At 55.2% G+C, this 17,611-nt stretch carries 16 protein-coding genes; all 16 read right to left on the reverse strand.

Going from position 1 to position 17,611, the window contains the following annotated elements:
- Positions 1-17 precede the first annotated feature (17 nt).
- Positions 18-1,721 (reverse strand): ABC-ATPase domain-containing protein, encoded by a 1,704-nt coding sequence (locus tag GCWU000341_RS05275; protein WP_009214772.1) that lies wholly within the window; start codon positions 1,719-1,721, stop codon positions 18-20.
- Between the two features lie 409 nt (positions 1,722-2,130).
- Entirely contained in the window at positions 2,131-3,141 is a 1,011-nt protein-coding gene (locus GCWU000341_RS05280; RefSeq protein ID WP_040653482.1) for an ABC transporter ATP-binding protein, read from the reverse strand.
- Entirely contained in the window at positions 3,095-4,843 is a 1,749-nt protein-coding gene (locus tag GCWU000341_RS05285; RefSeq protein ID WP_009214775.1) for an ABC transporter permease, read from the reverse strand. Before GCWU000341_RS05285 ends, GCWU000341_RS05280 begins: the two co-directional genes overlap by 47 nt.
- Positions 4,844-4,847: 4 nt before the next feature.
- The gene (locus tag GCWU000341_RS05290; protein ID WP_009214776.1) at positions 4,848-5,963 is read right to left on the reverse strand and encodes an ABC transporter substrate-binding protein; all 1,116 of its coding nucleotides are present in this window, start codon (positions 5,961-5,963) and stop codon (positions 4,848-4,850) included.
- Between the two features lie 32 nt (positions 5,964-5,995).
- Positions 5,996-6,889, reverse strand: a complete 894-nt coding sequence (locus GCWU000341_RS05295; RefSeq protein ID WP_009214777.1) for a nucleoside hydrolase — start codon at positions 6,887-6,889, stop codon at positions 5,996-5,998.
- Positions 6,858-7,970, reverse strand: coding sequence for an ABC transporter ATP-binding protein (locus GCWU000341_RS05300; protein ID WP_009214778.1), 1,113 nt, complete (start codon positions 7,968-7,970; stop codon positions 6,858-6,860). The genes GCWU000341_RS05295 and GCWU000341_RS05300 overlap by 32 nt, the downstream gene beginning before the upstream one ends.
- 70 nt (positions 7,971-8,040) lie before the next feature.
- A complete protein-coding gene (locus GCWU000341_RS05305; RefSeq protein WP_009214779.1) occupies positions 8,041-8,838 on the reverse strand; it encodes an ABC transporter permease in 798 nt (265 codons plus the stop codon).
- Entirely contained in the window at positions 8,835-9,692 is an 858-nt protein-coding gene (locus tag GCWU000341_RS05310; protein ID WP_009214780.1) for an ABC transporter permease, read from the reverse strand. The genes GCWU000341_RS05305 and GCWU000341_RS05310 overlap by 4 nt, the downstream gene beginning before the upstream one ends.
- A 1-nt stretch (position 9,693) precedes the next feature.
- Positions 9,694-11,019 carry an ABC transporter substrate-binding protein gene (locus GCWU000341_RS05315; RefSeq protein WP_009214781.1) on the reverse strand — a complete coding sequence of 442 codons (1,326 nt, stop codon included), beginning with the start codon at positions 11,017-11,019 and terminating at the stop codon, positions 9,694-9,696.
- Positions 11,020-11,045: 26 nt separating this feature from the next.
- Positions 11,046-11,732 carry a TVP38/TMEM64 family protein gene (locus tag GCWU000341_RS05320; protein WP_009214782.1) on the reverse strand — a complete coding sequence of 229 codons (687 nt, stop codon included), beginning with the start codon at positions 11,730-11,732 and terminating at the stop codon, positions 11,046-11,048.
- A gap of 111 nt (positions 11,733-11,843) precedes the next feature.
- A complete protein-coding gene (locus GCWU000341_RS05325) occupies positions 11,844-12,638 on the reverse strand; it encodes a rhodanese-like domain-containing protein (protein ID WP_009214783.1) in 795 nt (264 codons plus the stop codon).
- Between the two features lie 360 nt (positions 12,639-12,998).
- The gene (locus tag GCWU000341_RS05330) at positions 12,999-14,009 is read right to left on the reverse strand and encodes a phosphotransferase family protein (RefSeq protein WP_009214785.1); all 1,011 of its coding nucleotides are present in this window, start codon (positions 14,007-14,009) and stop codon (positions 12,999-13,001) included.
- An 80-nt stretch (positions 14,010-14,089) separates the two neighbouring features.
- Positions 14,090-15,472 (reverse strand): TIGR04283 family arsenosugar biosynthesis glycosyltransferase, encoded by a 1,383-nt coding sequence (locus tag GCWU000341_RS05335; RefSeq protein WP_009214786.1) that lies wholly within the window; start codon positions 15,470-15,472, stop codon positions 14,090-14,092.
- 25 nt (positions 15,473-15,497) lie between these two features.
- Complete coding sequence (locus GCWU000341_RS05340) at positions 15,498-16,472, reverse strand: (Fe-S)-binding protein (RefSeq protein WP_009214787.1); 975 nt, start codon at positions 16,470-16,472, stop codon at positions 15,498-15,500.
- Complete coding sequence (locus GCWU000341_RS05345; protein WP_009214788.1) at positions 16,469-17,170, reverse strand: TVP38/TMEM64 family protein; 702 nt, start codon at positions 17,168-17,170, stop codon at positions 16,469-16,471. Before GCWU000341_RS05345 ends, GCWU000341_RS05340 begins: the two co-directional genes overlap by 4 nt.
- Positions 17,163-17,585, reverse strand: coding sequence for a hypothetical protein (locus GCWU000341_RS05350; protein WP_009214789.1), 423 nt, complete (start codon positions 17,583-17,585; stop codon positions 17,163-17,165). Before GCWU000341_RS05350 ends, GCWU000341_RS05345 begins: the two co-directional genes overlap by 8 nt.
- Positions 17,586-17,611: the final 26 nt, after the last annotated feature.

Consider the following 17,611-nt stretch of genomic DNA (forward strand, 5'->3'; position numbering starts at 1 on the left):
CCCGAGATCCCCATCTATTACTTTATCTTGAGTCCCCTGTAGCGGTTTACCGCCGCGCAGAATTCCTGCTTTCTCGGGAGGCTCAGATTGCCCGGATGCCCCGTATAAGGGGAAACCGCATCGATCCCCTGGCTCCGGATCCGCTCATAGAGGCGGTCTGCCGCCTGGGAGAGGTCCGTCCTGTCATCCAAAAGATGATTTCGAAAATAGTCGAGCATCGCGGCGATGCAGTTCGTCTGACTGTCATCCACCAGCTGCTCCAGAGCGCCAAGGTCTATAGGCTCCCTCCCGTAGAGGATGGAGAACCTCCCCTTCGCCTTCAGGCGGTCCTCCCGCCCCTGAGAGGGGAAGGCGGATTTCAGAGGGATTCTCGGCTGAATCTTCTCAAAGCTTTCCCCGCTCCTCTCCCTCTCCCCGGGATCCTCTTCCGCGATCTCCCGGGCAAGCTTCGTCACATCCTTTGGCCGATACTCATCCATCATGATGATCCGATCCGCCACATCAAAGTAATCTCCCGATCCTCCTACGATGAGTACCGTGGAAACGCCGAGCTCCTCATACAGGGCCCGCACCCTGTCGACAAAGGGGGTGATGGGCTCCTTCTCCTTCGCGATCAGCTTTTGCATGCGCCGGTCCCGGATCATGAAATTAGTGGCGGAGGTGTCCTCGTCGATCAAAAGGAGGGATGTGCCCGCCTCCAGGGCTTCCGCGACATTTGCCGCCTGAGAGGTGCTGCCGCTGGCGTTCTCCGTCGAAAAACGCCTGGTATCTCTGCCCCCGGGCAGATTATTGATGAAGGCACTGATATCCACTCCCTCTACGCTTCTTCCGTCCTCGGCCCGGATCTTTACCGCATCGGAAATGGTGAGCACGAACTCCCTCCCATCCCCCGGGATATGGTTGTACACTCCTCTCTCCAGCGCCCGGAGCAGAGTGGATTTTCCGTGATAGCCCCCGCCGACGATCAGGCTGACGCCTCTTTCCAGTCCCATTCCGGAGATCTTCTGCCCGCTGGGGAGCTCCATAGTGATCTCAAGATTTTTCGGACTCTGGAAGGGAATGCCTCCGCGGAGAGGTCTGTCGGATACACCGCTCTCCCTCGGAAGGACGGCGCCGTTTGCGACAAAGGCGATCAGATCTCTCCTTTTCAGCTCCTCCCGGATATATTCCTGATCCAAGAAGAGCAGGACCTGCTTTTTTAAAGCTCCCGCATCGATCCTCTCATAGAGCAGGGAATTTGCCACGATCTCCGGAAGGATCTCCTGGAAAATAGTATCCGCGCTTTTTCCCAGGATCCTTCTCCCCGCGGCGGGAAGGCCGAGCTCAAAGCGCGCCTCCACAGTCTTCTCCCCGATGCATACGGAGCTTCTCTCCAGTATTTCCTGGGTACAGCGGTCGATGAGAATTCTCCCTCCGTCCCCTGTCCCTACGCCTCTTCTCTCCCCATCATGTGCTCTTTTCCAAAAGCACCTTGTCAGGAAATCCGACACGGCGATCCTTTTCTCCCTGGAGTCCAGAAGCTCTCCGGGAATGCCCACAATATCGCGGCTCAGTGTCGCCCGAAGCTTAGACGGCGGGGCATAAGGATCACTCTGGACATGATCGATCGAGAGAATATATTTTTCAAAGCTGTACTCTCCCTTCAGCTCCTTGTAGGCGGAATAGCTCCGCCCATCCATAGAGAGAAGGAGACGATGAAGCTCCTGAGAATTTTTTCGCATTGTGTTACTTTCCTTTCTATTCTATAACAATCTATGGTAAATACTAAAGTCCCAATCAGGAAGACTCGGAGCGGTCTTGAGTCTTCTCGAAGAGAACTGTCTCCCGAAGGGAGATCGGCTGATGCCTCCCGGGCGAAGCCGAGTCGCAAGCGTAGAAGTCTTCCATCAGGAAGACTCGGAGCGGTCTTGAATCTTCTCGAAGAGAACTGTCTCCCGAAGGGAGGTCGGCTGATGCCTCCCGGGCGAAGCCGAGTCGCAAGCGTAGAAATCTTCCATCAGGAAGACTCGGAGCGGTCTTGAATCTTCTCGAAGAGAACTGTCTCCCGAAGGGAGGTCGGCTGATGCCTCCCGGGCGAAGCCGAGTCGCTCACTATATCCCGGGCCGCTCTGAGGTGGAAGGCTGCCTGCGCTACGGGAGAGGCACAGCGCTGTCCTCTCTTCGGAAAAAGAGCGTGACCTTCTCCCCCGGAGAGAGAGTGGGCGCGGAAGGAGAGCGGACGAGAAGCTCCCTTCCCTCCGACAGGACCCTGTACTCCCGGTAGAAGCCGAAAAATTCCGTGCTCTGAATTTCCCCGAAAAGCCTGATCTCCTCTCCTGCTCCTTTCCCCTCCTCCTCCTTCGAATTCCCCCTCCTCCGAATCCCGATCTTTTCCGGCCGGATGAGAAAGCCCTCCCCGCCCGGAAAGCGGATCTCATTGCTCTTTCCGAAAAAATCACAGACATAGCGGTCCGCCGGATGATTGTATACCTCCTCCGGCGTATCGCACTGGAGAAGCCCCCCCTCCCGCATGAGTGCGATCTCATCCCCGAGGCTCAGGGCCTCCTCCTGATCGTGAGTGACAAAGAGAATACTCATGGAAAGCTTTCTCTGGAGCTCCTTGAGCTCTTCCCGGATCCGGACCCGAAGACCCGCGTCAAGATTACTGAGCGGCTCATCCATGAGGAGAAGCTTCGGGCGGACAGCGAGCGCTCTCGCAAGAGCGACTCTCTGCTGCTGCCCTCCGGAGAGGGCGGAGGGCAGCCGATCCTCGCAGCCGGACAGCCCCACCAAGGACAGGATCTCCCTCCCCCTCTCTCCGGCCTCCCTTTTCGGGATCCCCTGGAAGCGAAGGCCATAGCAGACATTTTCCAGCACCATCATATGCGGGAAAAGCGCGTAGGACTGAAAGACCGTACTCACGGGGCGCTTTTCCGGGGGGAGACAGCTGATCTCCGTCCCATCGATCCAGATCTCCCCCTCCTCCGGGCGGAGGAAGCCTCCGATGAGCTGCAGCGTCGTCGTCTTTCCGCAGCCGGACTCCCCGAGGAGGCAGAGTATCCTTCCCTTTGGGATCTCGAGAAAAAGAGAGGACAGAACTCTCCTCCCGCCCTTCTCATAGCGCATGGACAGTCCGCGAAGACTCGCGATCGCTTCCCTCATTCCCCCTCCTTCCTTTTCCCTTCCTCTCACAGAAACAGCGAAACAATGCCGAGAGAAGGGCGGAAAGCAATACCGTGGAGAGTATCATCAGCGCGGACAAAAGGGAAGCCGTGCCGTATTCTCCCGAATTGATCAGATCAAAAAGTGTATATACCGCGATCTTGTGCCCGGCGTCAATCAGAAAAATGACGGCACCCGCACTGCACATGGAGCTCGTAAAAAGATAGAGAAAGGCGGAGCGGAAGGGCCGAGAGAGCTGCGGCAGTATGATCTCAAAGAGCAGCCTCCGCTTCGACGCCCCGAGATCCCGGGCCGCGTTTTCAAGCTCTCTGCTGATCTCCAAAAGCGCGGTGCTCCCCATCCGGATGACGACCGGGAGCTGCCGAAAGATGAGGTTCAGAACAAGGATCAGAGAGGTTCCCGTGAGCTTTAAGGGCTCCCTGTGAAAGGCCATGATATAGGCGAGCCCGAAGCAGGTCCCCGGCAGCAGGTAGGGGAGCGAGATCAGAAAGTCCAGCGCATTTTTCCCAAAGCGCAGCCTCCTCTCCATATAATAGGACAGGAGAAGTCCGAAGAGCGCTCCGAAAAGGGCAGCGGCGAGCGAAAGTCGGAGACTTAGAAGGAGGCTGGAAAGGTCATAGCGAAAAAGCCTCGAAAGATACTCCGACGTAAAATGATAGACTCCTCTCTCCGCCTTCAAAAAGCCCAGAAGGAAGATGCAGAGATACTGAAGTGACAAAACGGTAAAATAAAGGAGGCTCAGGATGGAGAGAAAGGACAGGAAAAGCGCGGGGAGAGAGAGCCTTTGCATAGTAAAGCGTTCCCTGCCTCTCCCGTTTCCATTCCGCCTCTCCCCCTCCCGCACTGCCCGGCGGTAGAGCAGAAATGCCAGAAAGGCAGGGAGCATGAGAAAGAGATTCATCGCCGCCGCCTTCTCCATCTTTCCGTAGCCGATGATCTGCAAATAGATATCGGATGCCAAGGTGTCATATCGTCCTCCGATGACAGCGGGCGTACCGAAGTCGGAGAGCGAGCGGAGAAAGCTCAGCCCGAAGGAGGCGAGAAGCGCAGGAGAAAGCAGGGGGAGGAGCAGGGTCCCGAGAACGGCCATACTTCCCGCCCCGAGATCTCTCGCGGCATCCATCCACTTTCCATCCAGACTCTCCAGATAATCCAAAAGGAAAAGGGCATTGAGTGAGCTGAAGTGGAGCGTCTGCATCGCGATGATCCCCCACTTATTGTAGGGATCATAGGAGATCCTGAAAAGATGCCAGGTAATCAGTCCTCTCCTCCCATAGAGCTGAATATAGCTAAGAGATGAGAGGAAGGGCGGAGACACCAGGCTCATCATGAGCAAGAGGAGAAGGATGCTCCTCCCCCTCCTTCCGGAAGAGGAGATCCTGAGGGAGAGGAAAAATCCGAGCGCAGTCGAAAAAAGAGCACTCAGAGAAGCCGTATAGAAGCTGTGGAAAAGGGAGCTTTTCTCCCGAAGAAAGAGCGCGGGCAGGGCAGAAAGTCCGGGCCTTCCCTCCAGATAGAGTGCTCTCCAGAAAATCAGCAAAAGAGGATAGGCGATAAAGAGGGCACAGGACAGAAGGAGGAGGAAGAGCAGAGGATCCGGACGGGAATGCGAAAAAAGGGCGGCCGCTGCCGCCCTTTCTCCTCTCTTTCCCTCTGGATTTTCTGAGAGAAGCGCCCGCATGAGCTTAGGACTCCGCCTTCTGTCCCGCGAGGCTGTCCCAGTTTGCAAGAATCTGATCTCTCTGCGAGCCGAAGAGGGAGAGATCCTCCTGCATCAGCGTATTTAAGTCAAAGCCGGCATCCAGTCCCTCGATATTCGGCTTTACGACCTTTATCGTGTTCTTTCCGTCGATCTCCGCGAGCTCCTTCAGATGCTCATCGCTGCTGTAGAGCCAGTTTAAGAACTTCACCGCGGCATCTTTGTTTTTCGCTCCCTTAAAGACAGCGACTCCCTCCGGAATATAGGGGATGCCATCCGAGGGATAGACCAGGCTGCAGTTTTGCTCCTCCGCGAGCTTCTCCGTCTTCTTGTCCATCGGAGTAATTCCGATCGCGGCCTCTCCGGCTGCCGTCTTCTCCCTGGGGTCTCCGCCTCTTTTAGCGTAGTACTTCACATTTTCATTCAGGGAGGTGAAATACTTCCAGCCCTCTTCCTCTCCCTTCTTCTGAAGGATTGCATTCACAACACCGTAATTGGTGCCGGAGATCGCCGGATTGGACATGAGGATCTCGTCCTTATAGGCCGGATTCGTCAGATCGTCCCAGCTCTTTGGCTCCGGAGCACCGAGCTTCTTCAGCTCCTCCGTATTCACGATAAAGCCGACGACGGTCAGCCCCTTGGTGTACCAATACCCCTCGCTGTCCTTATAGTCCGAAGCGATATCCTTTGCGGCATCCAGCTCCACCTTCTCCAAAAGGCCGTCCGCCTTCGCGCTCATAAAGGCATCGATTCCGCCGCCAAACCAAAGATCCGCCATCGGCGTTCCCCCCTCCGCCTTCAGCTTGGAGAGGACCTCACCGGAGGACATGGAGAGAAGCTCGGTCTTGATCCCCGTGTCCGCCGTGAAGGAATCAAAGAGCTTCTGATAATCCTTGGAGGTCGCGACGACAGAAAGGCTTCCGCCCTCGGAAGCGGAGTCCGCGGCGGCCGCCGTCGTCTCAGCTTTCTCGGATTCCGCACTCGACTCCTCAGAGGAAGAAGCAGCTCCTGTGCTCTGCATAGCGGTGGAGCCCCCGCAGGACGCGAGAAGGAGTGACGCGGCGAGCGGAAGAGCCCATGCGATATTAAAGATTTTTTTCATTCTGATACCTCCCTTTCAAAACTCAAACGTTTCTAGTCTAGCACGGATTTTTCCGAAAAGGAAGCGGAAATTCCACTGTAAAAAGCCTCCCGGAAGGCCCCTTCCTCCCTGATTTCCGGAAGCTTCAGTACTGCATTCCCGCTCTCCCCCGGGGAAGCCCGCCGGAGAAAACCGTGCTTAAGATCCTCCCCGCAAAGCCGGCAAGAGGCCCTGTGATCGAAAAAAAGCTCCGGCCTTGCGAGATAGATCGCCGCTGTCACATCCCAGTTGATAAAGCCCGGTATCCCGTAGATTTCCTCATTGTCGATAAACCAATGGAGGCTCTTCTTCAGGATATACCTCCCAAGCTCTGAGGAGGAGAGTCTCTCCTGAAATTCCTTCAGGGGGAATATGACCTTTCTGCACTGATTTCCCGTCAGGACGGCTGCCCCGGGAAAGGAGCAGAGTGTGCGGAGGCTCGCCTCATAGTCCACGGAGAGGTTCAGCTCCTCCATCTTCTTTTTCCGAAAGATCAGTTCCTCCGTGATCCCTCCCATGATGGTGAGCGAGGAAAGAGAGCGAAAGAAATCCTTTTTCCGTTCCGATGCGCCGCAGAGATCCGTGAGGCAGCCGGTGGCGAGGATTTCCAGCTCCCCCTCATGCTTTTTTGCGAGGAAGGAGAGCGCCTCCGCCCCCTCGCTTTCATAATCCCCCGCCCTCTCTCCTCCCCGAAAGAGGGGGATGTCCCTCCTTCCGATCTCTGCGAGGAGCTTCTCCGTATTCCGATAGACCTGCTCCGTACTGCTGTTTCCGAAGCAGGCGACAAGGCCGAGGATCTCGATCTCCTCCCTCCCGAGAAGATAGAGAAGGGCCAGCCCGTCGTCCACATCGCAGTGCGGAATGCCCATCGTATTGTCAAAAACCAGCACCAGCTTTCTCTTTCCCATGAAAAACCTCCCCGGGCTCTCCCTCTGTCTCCGGGGGAAGCAGGACAGGAAGCCCTGAGCCCTCTCTCCGGAAAATCCCAAAGCGCTCTCCCTCTCCGGGCTCTCTCCCCCGGGAGCGGGAAAAAGCCTCATATTCCGAAGAGCTCAGGCTGAGCCGAAGCTTTCTCCCCTCTCTCTCCAAAAGGAGCTTCCAGCTCTCCCCCTCATAGCTTTTTCGTAAAAGGATAGAATCCCCTCCCTCTCGGATTCCGATCTCCTGCGGGCGGAGCATCAGCTCACAGCGCCCGTCCCGCTCCTCCTCCCCTGAGCCAAGCGGAATTTCCCCGAGGGAGGAGAAAAAGCTTCCGCCCCGGAGCTCCCCGGGAAAGTAATTCGTCTCCCCCAGAAAGGACGCCGCTTCCCGGCTTTTCGGGCAGTGATAGATCCTCTCCGGCGTGTCGTATTGAAGGATCCTTCCCCCGCTCATAAGGGCAATCCGATCGGAGAGACGGAGTGCCTCATCCTTTTGATGGGTGATCAAAAGCGTGGTGATCCGCTTCTTCTCATGGAGTCTTCGGACGAAATCTCCCATCTCCCTCCGAAGCGTCTCGTCCAGTCCGGAGAATGCCTCATCCAAAAGGAGAAGACGCGGCTTCGCCGCCAGGGCTCTCGCAAGGGCGACTCTCTGCTGCTGCCCCCCGGAGAGCTCCCGTATCCTCCGCCTCCCAAGGCCCGGGAGCTCCACCAGCGATAAAAGCTCCTCCGCCCTTTCCCGGATCTTCTCCCTCGAAAGCTTCCGAAGCTTCATCGGAAAGGCAATATTCTCAAAGACATTCATGTTCGGAAAAAGCCTTAAATCCTGAAATACGATCACCGTCCCCCTCTTCTCGGGAGGAAGTGCGGCGATATTCTCTCCGTCCAGAAGGATCTCCCCGGACTCCGGTCTCAAAAGTCCCGCGATTACCTTTAAGAGCGTACTTTTCCCGCAGCCGCTCTTTCCGAGCACAGAGATGAACTCTCCGCTCTCTACCGAAAGAGAGAGCGAGAGAAGTACCTCCTCCTCTTTAAAGCCAAAGCACAGATCCCGAATGGAAAGTCCCATAATCGCTCCTCTTCCAAAAAGATGAAAGACGCGGTCCGCCCTCTTTACGGAAAAAGGAGGAAGCAGCGGCTCAGTAATCCGAAAAGAGCTCCGCCCGTCTCCCCCCGGTACAGGCCCGCGCGATCCCCTCGAAAATGAAGAAGACCAGCGTCGTGACAAGGAGAAAGATCAGCGCATAGAGAGCCGCGAAATTCCTCTCCCCGCTCTGTAAATACGGCACCATGACGACGGAAAAGGTCTTTACTCTCCCCCCTCCGATCAAAAGCGTCATAAAATACTGACTGATCGAGATGACATAGGCCATGGTAAAGGCCGAGAGGAGCAGAGGAAAGAGGTTTGGCAGGCTCACGGAGAAGAAGGCCCGGACCGGACCCGCCCCAAGCACTCTCGCCTGCTCCTCCAGCCCCTCCCCGAGCGCCCTCGTGCCCTCATTCAAAAGGATATTCGCATAGGGGAGAGAATACAGGATATGGCAGAGCAGGACACCGGGGATGCTGCTGTAGAGCGCTGTCTTAAGGAAAAGGATCTGAGCCCCCATCGAAAAGACCGTGCTCGGGACCAAAAAGGGGAGGAGCATGAGGGAGGAGATAAGGCGCTTCCCCGGAAAATCATAAAAGGCCAGGGCTCTTCCGCTCAGAACCGCGATGAGGACTGAGAAAAAGGAGGCCAAAAGCGAGAGAAGGATGCTCGTGAAAAATACATTCCCAAGCTCTCCGGCGCGGGCGATCGTGCTTTTCAGTGCTCTTTCGGAAAAATCCTTCGGCAGGATATTCGGCCAGGGCCAGCGCTCCGTAAAGACCCAGAAAAAGAGGCTGAAAAGCGGAAGCAGTATGAGGAGAGAGAGGAGGATAAGGAACGCTTTTCTCATTTCTCTCTCCTCTCTCCTCCCATGAGGAGGAAGCGATAGATCAGGGCGGACAGAAGCGAAAGTCCCATCAAAATCCCATTATAGGAAAGCGCAATGGGACGGTTCGAAAGGTCCTTCTGGAATTCCTGATAGGCGAGGATCGGAAGAGCCTTCGGCACCGTCGCCCCCATCAGTGCCGGGAGCTCATAGGCACCGAGGGAAAAGGTGAAAATGATCAGGAAGCCGGAGAAAATCGTGGGAAGACAGAGCGGCAGCGTAATCTCAAAAAATGCTCTCCGCTCCGTCGCCCCCAGATTGACCGCCGCCTCTCCCAGCCGCCTGCTCACCCCCGCCATAAGGGAGAGCACAAAGTAAGCGATAAAGGGAGCCTCCTTCCAGAGATAGGCGAGAATCACCCCGATCCCAAAGCGGTCATAGACAAAGAGCGGGAAGTCCCCCTGGCTTTGGATCCATCCAAAATGGAAGCAAAGCCGGGCGAGAAGACCATTTTGCGAAATCGTATTGATGAAAAAGAGCGCTGTGATGACATGGGGCACAAGAATCGGAAGCTTTATGACAGAGAGCAGGATTCCTCTGTCCCAGCGGCTCCGGATCATGAAGGCGGCGATCAGGATTCCGAGCAATACGGAAAAGAGCGCGGACAGGGCGGAGGTCTTCACACTGTAAAGGATGGACGGCAGTGTGTCCGCCCTTCTGAAGATCTCCCCGTAGTAGCGAAGCGTCAGACCGACTCCCCCCCGGAGCGGACTGAGGCCGAAGCTCCAGCCGAGGCCGAGCAGGATTCCGGACAGAAAGAGAAGCCCGAAAAAGAGCTGCGGCAGGAGCAAAAGCCAGGGAAAGCACCTTTTCCTCATGCTATTTCCCCGGGACCTCCTCCGCCCAGATTTCCTCTATGATCGGAACCAGTCCCGCCGGCATCTCCGGAAGACGCTTCGAGAGAAGCTCCTCCTGGGAGAGGACGCCCTTTCCCACATCGACAGAGTCGAAGAGCTGCTTCTCCTCCGCGTTAAGCTTCTGATAATCCACGACCGGGATCGTGCGGAGGGTCTTGTAGCGCTCCGCCTGAACCTCGGGAGACATCATCTCGTTGATCGCGACCTCCGCTGCCTCCTTGTGCTGAGAATTTTCGGCGATCGCAATGTAATTCGTGTTTCCGATCGTCCCCTTCTCGAACTGGAAGCTTCGAGTGCTCTCCGGGAAGGATCCGTCTTCGATGTTCGTCGCAACGCTGAAGGCGCCGTAGCTCATGCCCATGACGAGCTCCCCGTCCGCGAACATATTTTTCATCGTCGGCTCCTTGTCCGGAAAGCTCTTTCCCTCATTCCAGAGGTAGGGATTTAAGCTTCTGAGATATTCCATGGCGGGCTCAACCGCCTTTCGCACGGTTTCCTTATCCTCCGGCATATTCTGAAACTGCTCGTAGCCGCAGATATCGTAGATGATATTCCGGACAAAGGCGGAGCCGGTGAAGTCCGGAAGGGCGGGATAGCTCACTTTTCCCTTGTATTTCTTTGCAAAGGCGAGAAGCTCCTCCGTATTTTTCGGCGTCTCCGGCGTCACCGCGCTGTCGTTGTACAGGATGAGCTGCGCCTTCCCGTAGGGGGCCTCGTAGCCCTCGATCGGGAAGCCGAAGTCGTAGCTTGTCTCCCGATCATCGCTGTCGATATAGCTCTTGAAATTCGGGAGTTCCTCGGCGAAGGGACCGTAGAGGAGCTTTCCTTCCTTTGCCGTCTTGAAGTTCTCCCCGTTGATCCAGATCATATCGATCGAGCCGTCCTTTTTCCCGGAGCCGACCTCCCCGGAGAGCTGGCTTAAAATCGTCTCGATATCCATCCCCACCCTTTTCAGACGAATATCATACTTTTCCTTAAGTCTGTCCGAAAAATATCCGTCCAGCCAGTTGTTCAGGCGCTCATCGCCTCCCCAGCCGTAGAAACTGAGCTCTGAGCCCCTGGCCTTTTCCAAAAGTGCCGCATAGTCCTTTTCGTTCGAAGAGGCGTTTTGCTCTGCCGCATCGCTCTTCCCGCTCTCTTCGCCCGGCTTTGAGCTCTCCCCGCTCTGACTCTCACTTCCGCTCTTTGCCGCCGTCGTCTCTCCCGCTCTGCCATTTCCCCCGCAGGATACGAGAGAGGCCGCCAAAAGGAGGGACAAAAGAAAGGATGCCAATTGTTTTCTTTTCATACTTTTCTCCCATCATTAAAAATCCATCAATGTCGCTCTTTGTAGAGCTGTCTTCCGAGCATGATCAGGAAGGAGAGCGCAAAGAGTATCAGGAGTCCTGTCACGAAGAGCTTCGCTCCTCCGGTCAGAAAGCCTCCCACATAGGAGTAGATGATTGTCGCCGGGAGCTGTCCGATCCCGGTCGCGACAAAGAAGCTCCAGAAGGAAATGGAGGTGAGGCCCGCCGCGTAGCTCACGATATCGAAGGAGATAAAGGGCAGGAGGCGCGCAATCAGAATGCTCATCCTGCCATGCCTTTTAAAGAATTCCTCTATATTCTGAAGCCCGGAGCGGCTTGTCAGCTTCACCACGGCTTCTCTTCCCAGCAGGCGCGCGATGAAAAAGCAAAGCGAAGCGCCCGCCATCGCGCTGCTCCAGGAGAGGATCGCTCCTCTCCACCAGCCGAAGAGATTCGCATTCGCGAAGGTGAGGAGGAAGGCGGGAAGAGGTGCCGCCACAGACTGCAATATCATGAGGAGGAAGGAAATCAGAGCCGCATAGGCCCCATAAGAAGCCACGAAATCACGGAGCACCGTGAAATCCCCCGTTGCGAACATCGACACAATATAAAGCGCCCCGCCCCTTAGTTTCGGAATCAGGAAAAAAGCGAGGAGCAGGATCAGCAAAAAGGCGAGGAAAATACTGCGCCCAAACTGCATTTTATTTTTCTTCATGAATACTCTCTCTCACGGCATCCTGTCAGATTCGAGAGGCCGAAGGCGTTTCCGCGCTTCGGTCTCCCGAATGCAAGGAGGCAATATCATTTCTGTCTGAAATCCCGGTTCTCAATGGAAGCTGTATTCCATTTCCTTGGTTCCGTCCAGTGTATTCCAGACATTGGTATAGCCCTTGTCCGCGATATACTCCGCTGCCTTCTGAGAGCGGTTTCCGGAGTAGCAGTGCGTCAGAATGAGAGCATCCTTATTCTCCGGAAGAAGCGAATCCAGATCGGAGAGCTTATCGACGCTCACATTGACCGCCTTATCGAAGTGATCCTTCTCATAGTCCTTCGCCTCTCTCACATCGACGATGAGATCGGCCTCGTCCTTTTTCTTCATGAGCTCTTCGCCGGTAATATTGCCATACTTCACAAGCTTGTAGTCGTACTGCTTCACCCCGTCGGCATTCCTCACATCCTTGAATCCGTTTTCCGCGAGGAGCTTCGCGGCCTCGCCGGACTTCTTCCCGGAATTGCAGTAGAGGATCAAGGTCTTGTCCTTCCAGGGCTCGAGCTCTCCGAGCCGGTCCTTCAGCGTATCCAGCGGCATGTTGACCGCGAACTTCACGTGTCCCTCTGCATACTCCTCCGGAGAGCGAACATCGATGACCAGCGCGGTCTCCTTCTTATCCTTATCATCCTCCAGAGCCTGGAGATCCGCTCCGGACATGGTTTTTACTTCAGAGCTCTTCTCTTCCCCTGCCTTCTCTGTCTTTCCCTGCGCCTCCGATCCTCCCTGATCCGAAGCTGCCGCCGCTGCCGTCGTCCCCGAGGAAGCCTTTCCGGATTCCCCGCAGCTTGTCGAGACAGCCGCAAGAGCTAAAATTCCCATGAGAAGAAGCAGATTCCTGGTTTTTTTCATAATGACTCCTCTTTCCCGCCATCCTGCCGGACGGCAAAACATTTCCGCCGGCACTCAAGAGCCGGCCGCGCCCTGCCGATCGGCAGAAACGGCGCCTGTGCAGAGTGTAAAATCCCGTCCTGTTCCGAGACTTTTACACTAAAAAGGCTATCCGGACAGAATGCCCGAATAGTCATTTTATCAGATCTCTGTACCGATGTGCGGGCAAGTTACACATCCGTACAGCTATCTGAATGTAACGAAGCTCGTTACCGATACTTATCTTTTAGCACATCTTGCCGATTTTTTCCAATCATAGTTTCCGATACCCCCTTTCTCTTATCGTATAACGCTATAAATCCATCGGATCCCAGTCCCGTTTTATGCAGATACCCAGATTTCTTCGACACAGGACAGGAAGGGGTCCCTCAGATAGGCCTTGATCTTTTCAAAGCTCTCCCCGCCACCGCTCTCTCTGTACTTTGTGTAGGCCATGGCGCACCAGCAGAGGCCCCGGATACAGTTTAAGCGGAGGAAGCGCTCCGTGTCCTCCCGGATATAAGCGCAGTCAAACCTTCCCTCGGAAAGCGAAATATAGTGTGAGAGAAAGCGCGCTCTCTCCTCCGAAGATAAAATCACATCACTCTTCCAAAAGCTTGTGGTGGGCGCGAGGAAATGTCCGAGGTCCTGCGCCGGAAGCCCGTAGATCGGCTTCTCCCAGTCGATCAGATAGGAGCGCTCCGGCGCGGAGTTGATCAAAAAATTCCCGGAGTTTAACTCCGTATTGATGATGGAGCGCGCCCCCTCCCGCATTCTCTCCCGCTCCGCCTCTCTCACTGCCTTTTCGTAAAGCTGAAGGATGCGCTCCGCGCTCTCCCCTCCTACCTTCTCCCGATAGGGAAGAAGCAGCCTTCCGCATTCTAAGAGAAGCTCCGATACGCTGTCCTCCGGGCAGAGCAGCCCGGAGTCTCTGTCCACTCGGAGAGCATGGATATCGGAGAGGATCTCCGCGGCGCTATGGAGATCTCTCCCGTAATCCAGAGGGCGCCCCGGCAGGAAGTCCATGACCAGGATGCCCCGGGGGAGAAAGCGCTTTGAGCCGTCCACATACCAAAGCTTCGGCGTCCTGCCGCTCTTCTCAAGGATCCTGAGTGCCCTTGCTTCATAGCCGATCTGATCCGAAAGCTGCATCTGGGAGCCGTAGTTCAGACGGAGCAAAAGCTTCCTCCTCGTGACAGGGTGCGTAAAGCAAAGATTCGCATTGTACTCTCCGGCCGCAAGGAAGCGGTACTCCTCCTCAACACTCTCCGGGAGCCCCAAAGCCTCCCGGTAATCCCTGCTCCTCACAAGCTCATAAATCTCTTCCTGATAATTCTCAAAGGGATAAAGCAAAGCTCCTCCTTTCCCGCCGTATCGAGACCGAGACAGACAAAAAATATGCCGTATTTCCGGAAAAACCTGCGCTCCGATTTTCAGCGCACATCCCGATAGCGCTCGGCAATCTCACGGATATCCACGCCGTCCCGATAGCGTTTTCGGAGCCGGTTCATCTGCCACATGAGACGAAGCCTCCGGAAAAAGTCCCCCCGGAAGCGCCGCTCGCTGGTATAGATCCTCCTTTTGCAAAGCAAGGGACAAATCCCCCTCTCCTTCAGATTCAGGCTAAGCTGATAGTCCTCCATGAGCGGGAGGAGAGGAAATCCCCCGAGCTCCTCGAAGAGCGTCCGGTAGAGAAAGATCCCCTGATCCCCGAACATGACTCTCCGGTCATAGACCCGGTGGTTCGAGATGAACTGACAGATCTTCATGAGAGGGGAGGCGGAATGAAAGGCGATTCCGAAGCAGCCCGCACTCGTCCTCGCAAGGACCCGTCGGATCTCCCCCGGGACATCCGGCGGAAGCTCGCTGTCACTGTGGAGGAAGAAGAGCACATCTGCGCTTGTCTTTTCTGCCCCGAGATTCATCTGCCGCGCTCTCCCCTTTTCGCTCCGAAGGAGCTTCCATCCCTTCCCTTTTCTAAGCTCCTCCCAGGTCCCGTCCGTGCTGCCCCCGTCCACAAGGATGAGCTCACAGCTCCCCTTCAGGGCGCTGAGCTCTCTTTTAAGGCGATCGATCGTCTTCCTCTCATTGTAGAGGGGGACAATGACGGCGATGCTCAGACTCTCAAGCAGGAAGCTCCCGCAGTGACTCCTCCTGAGAACAGGCTCCGAGCGGATCCTCTCCCGATAGACCGCGATGTCTTCCTTCGTGTCAATATCCCGACAATGCCGGAGAAAAGAGACGGTCCTGCCGCTTTGCAGGATGGCAGCCTTTGTCCGAGAAAATACGCTCCCCTCCCCGGATTCCGGAAGGAAAAGCTCTCTTCCGGGCTGTCTTACACCGATCAGATAATATCCCCCGTCCTCCGTAGGGCCGAGGACGGCGTCGGACTCCGAGAGAAGCTGAAAGGCGAGGCGGACATCATTTGCGCGAAGCTCCGGGATATCCGTTCCGATCAGAACGATTCTCCGGTAGCCCTCCTCCGAGAGCTCCTCCATCGAAAGGGCCATTCTCTCAAAGAGATTCTCTCCCCTTTGCCTCCGATAGCGGAAAGAGGAGCCGAAAATCCTTTTCAGGGACTCCGGAGCTCTCTTCCGATCTTCCTTCTTCCGATCTTCCCCTTCCTCCCCAAGGAAATACAGATAGATGTCCACGCCCTTTAATTTCTTCAGGCTCTCCTTAAGATCCTTCAGCATCGCAATATGGAGCTCCCGGCACTGCTCCCCGCTGAAGTAGGGCATGAGCCTGGTCTTCGTCCTTCCCGCTGCGGGAAGTCTTGTGAAAAGGATCAGCCCGCAGTCCCTTCTTCCTCTCATAAAGAGTCCCCCCTTTTACAAAATTCTACAAAAATCGGGTTTTTAAGCGGTTTGTCCAGGAATGTCGGAAGTCCGCGCTCTCCCCGCTTTTCAGAAGCAGAGGCAGGAAATGCAGGACCTCCCCGTTTCCATTCCTCGCAAAATTCCCCGCACAGGTTCCGCAATAGGTATAGATTTTCCCTCCGTGGAGAGAGCCGAGCCTTTCTGCCATGCCCTTTGCCAGCTCCGGCTCCTTTACGATGGCGCAGCCTCCGAGACCGCAGCACTGGACATCCGAAACATAACGCAGTTCCCCGGAGAGGAAAGGGCTTAAATATTTCATCCATTCCTTCTTTTCACGATCCGGACAAGGGAGGAAGATCTCCCCGTCCAGCCTGAGCTTCCCGAAGTCCCCGAGCTCCGAAAGCTTCTCATAGATCGTCGTGATCTTAACGGAAAGTCTGGGGCCGAAATGATAGTAGCAGTTCGGGCAGAGGAGCACAAGCTCCTCTATTCCCTCCCGTTCGAAGAAGCGGTTCATCCGCTCCAGGATCTTTTCCTCCTCCCGAAAAAGCCCGAGCTCCGCGATCGGCTTCCCGCAGCAGTCATAGACGGTATCCATTCCCGCTCTCTCTTTCAAAAGTTTGGAGAGAAGCGCCATCGTCTTCGGGAAAAAGGAGGGAAAATTGCAGCCCGGAAAAAGCAGCTTTTTGGAACGGGCGCGGCGATAATTTTTAAAGATATAGTTTTTCTTCTCGATGAGAAGGGGGAGGTAGCCCTTTTGCTTCAGGCGGTAGGGCGCTCTCTCCACCTCCTCCTTCCTCATGTTCAGGATGATCTGCCTCCCGTCGATCCCGATCGGGCAGACTCTCGTGCATTCTCCGCAGAGAAAGCAGTGATAGGAAAGCGCTCTCAGGTGCTCATGATCCCCGATATCCAGATGATATTTTTTCAAAAAGGAGCAATTCTCGCTGCACTTTCCGCAGTGAATGCATTTTGATCCGTCGAGCTGTCTTTTCATCTCTCCTCCCTCTCCCCCTCTTTTTGCACAGAGCTTCGCATGAAATATTTTTTGAAGAGGAAGGACAGAAGAAGGGAAAAGAGCAGGAGTCCCCCCGCGATCAAAAGATACTTCACTCTGTGCTCCTCCGAGGCCAATCCCGCCGCTCCGGTCGTATACACCGCAGTGCCCGGCAATATAAAGAGAAAGGTGCCGACCGCATAGACCGAGAGCTTCATGTCCGTGACACCATAGGCGAAATTTTGCAGGTTAAAGGGGAAAAGAGGGACCAGGCGCGTGATCATGAGGAGGAAGAAATCATTCTTTTCCACATCCTCGAAGAGATACTTTCGAAGCCATGGATTCTTCATGGCAAGGGGCTTGATCTTATCCTTCAGAAAATACCGACCGAGCAAAAAGGACAGCACTGCCCCGATGCTTGCGGAGAATGCGCAGAGCACGGTTCCGAGTACGGGTCCGAAAAGAAGCCCCGCCGCAATCGCAAAGCTCAGTCCCGGGAGGGCCAGCAGCACGGATCCCGCGGACATCGCCAGAATATAGATGAGGCAGGCCAGGAGAAGATGCTCCTTTGCGAGCTGCTGCAGACCCTTTAAGCTCTCCAGAGAGAGATAGCGCCGAAGAGAAAAGAAATGATCCAGGAGAAAGAGAAGGAGCGCGATCAGGAGAAAGATCAAAAGCTTTCGATTCTTTTTATCCATGTCTGACCTCCGGAGAAAGCATAGAGAGGAGAAGCTGGAGGGAGAGGATCAGGGAGAAGCCCAGGATAAAGACATAGAAATCTCTCTGCTCCGAGGAATTGGCAAAAATAAGATAAAAGAGGGAAAGAAGGGGCAAAAGCCAGAGAAAAAGTCCCTTCCGAAGGAAAAATCCGCCCTCTCTTCCCCCCTTATGCCAGAAAAAGCAAAGAAGGAGAAGGGATAAAAGGAGGAGGAGCGAAAAGAGGAGGAAAAGGACGGGAATGCCGAACATGGTCCCCGCTCTGAGCTTCCTCCCGATGTAGACCATATATCTCGCCATCCCCATCTTCCGTTTCGTAAAATAATGGATGACAAGCAAAAAAAGCAGGACGAGAAGCTGCATGCTCCTCAGTACAAAGTGAAAAAATCGTTTCATAAAACCTCTCCCCCTTCACAGCAGTA

This window comes from Oribacterium sp. oral taxon 078 str. F0262 (genome assembly GCF_000160135.1).
Taxonomy (GTDB): domain Bacteria; phylum Bacillota; class Clostridia; order Lachnospirales; family Lachnospiraceae; genus Oribacterium.

Bases quoted from the DNA above. Each gene is read 5' to 3' on its own strand.
- GCWU000341_RS05275 (WP_009214772.1), bottom strand. From the start codon at position 1,721: ATGCGAAAAAATTCTCAGGAGCTTCATCGTCTCCTTCTCTCTATGGAT.
- GCWU000341_RS05280 (WP_040653482.1), bottom strand. From the start codon at position 3,141: ATGAGGGAAGCGATCGCGAGTCTTCGCGGACTGTCCATGCGCTATGAG.
- GCWU000341_RS05285 (WP_009214775.1), bottom strand. From the start codon at position 4,843: ATGCGGGCGCTTCTCTCAGAAAATCCAGAGGGAAAGAGAGGAGAAAGG.
- GCWU000341_RS05290 (WP_009214776.1), bottom strand. From the start codon at position 5,963: ATGAAAAAAATCTTTAATATCGCATGGGCTCTTCCGCTCGCCGCGTCA.
- GCWU000341_RS05295 (WP_009214777.1), bottom strand. From the start codon at position 6,889: ATGGGAAAGAGAAAGCTGGTGCTGGTTTTTGACAATACGATGGGCATT.
- GCWU000341_RS05300 (WP_009214778.1), bottom strand. From the start codon at position 7,970: ATGGGACTTTCCATTCGGGATCTGTGCTTTGGCTTTAAAGAGGAGGAG.
- GCWU000341_RS05305 (WP_009214779.1), bottom strand. From the start codon at position 8,838: ATGAGAAAAGCGTTCCTTATCCTCCTCTCTCTCCTCATACTGCTTCCG.
- GCWU000341_RS05310 (WP_009214780.1), bottom strand. From the start codon at position 9,692: ATGAGGAAAAGGTGCTTTCCCTGGCTTTTGCTCCTGCCGCAGCTCTTT.
- GCWU000341_RS05315 (WP_009214781.1), bottom strand. From the start codon at position 11,019: ATGAAAAGAAAACAATTGGCATCCTTTCTTTTGTCCCTCCTTTTGGCG.
- GCWU000341_RS05320 (WP_009214782.1), bottom strand. From the start codon at position 11,732: ATGAAGAAAAATAAAATGCAGTTTGGGCGCAGTATTTTCCTCGCCTTT.
- GCWU000341_RS05325 (WP_009214783.1), bottom strand. From the start codon at position 12,638: ATGAAAAAAACCAGGAATCTGCTTCTTCTCATGGGAATTTTAGCTCTT.
- GCWU000341_RS05335 (WP_009214786.1), bottom strand. From the start codon at position 15,472: ATGAGAGGAAGAAGGGACTGCGGGCTGATCCTTTTCACAAGACTTCCC.
- GCWU000341_RS05340 (WP_009214787.1), bottom strand. From the start codon at position 16,472: ATGAAAAGACAGCTCGACGGATCAAAATGCATTCACTGCGGAAAGTGC.
- GCWU000341_RS05345 (WP_009214788.1), bottom strand. From the start codon at position 17,170: ATGGATAAAAAGAATCGAAAGCTTTTGATCTTTCTCCTGATCGCGCTC.
- GCWU000341_RS05350 (WP_009214789.1), bottom strand. From the start codon at position 17,585: ATGAAACGATTTTTTCACTTTGTACTGAGGAGCATGCAGCTTCTCGTC.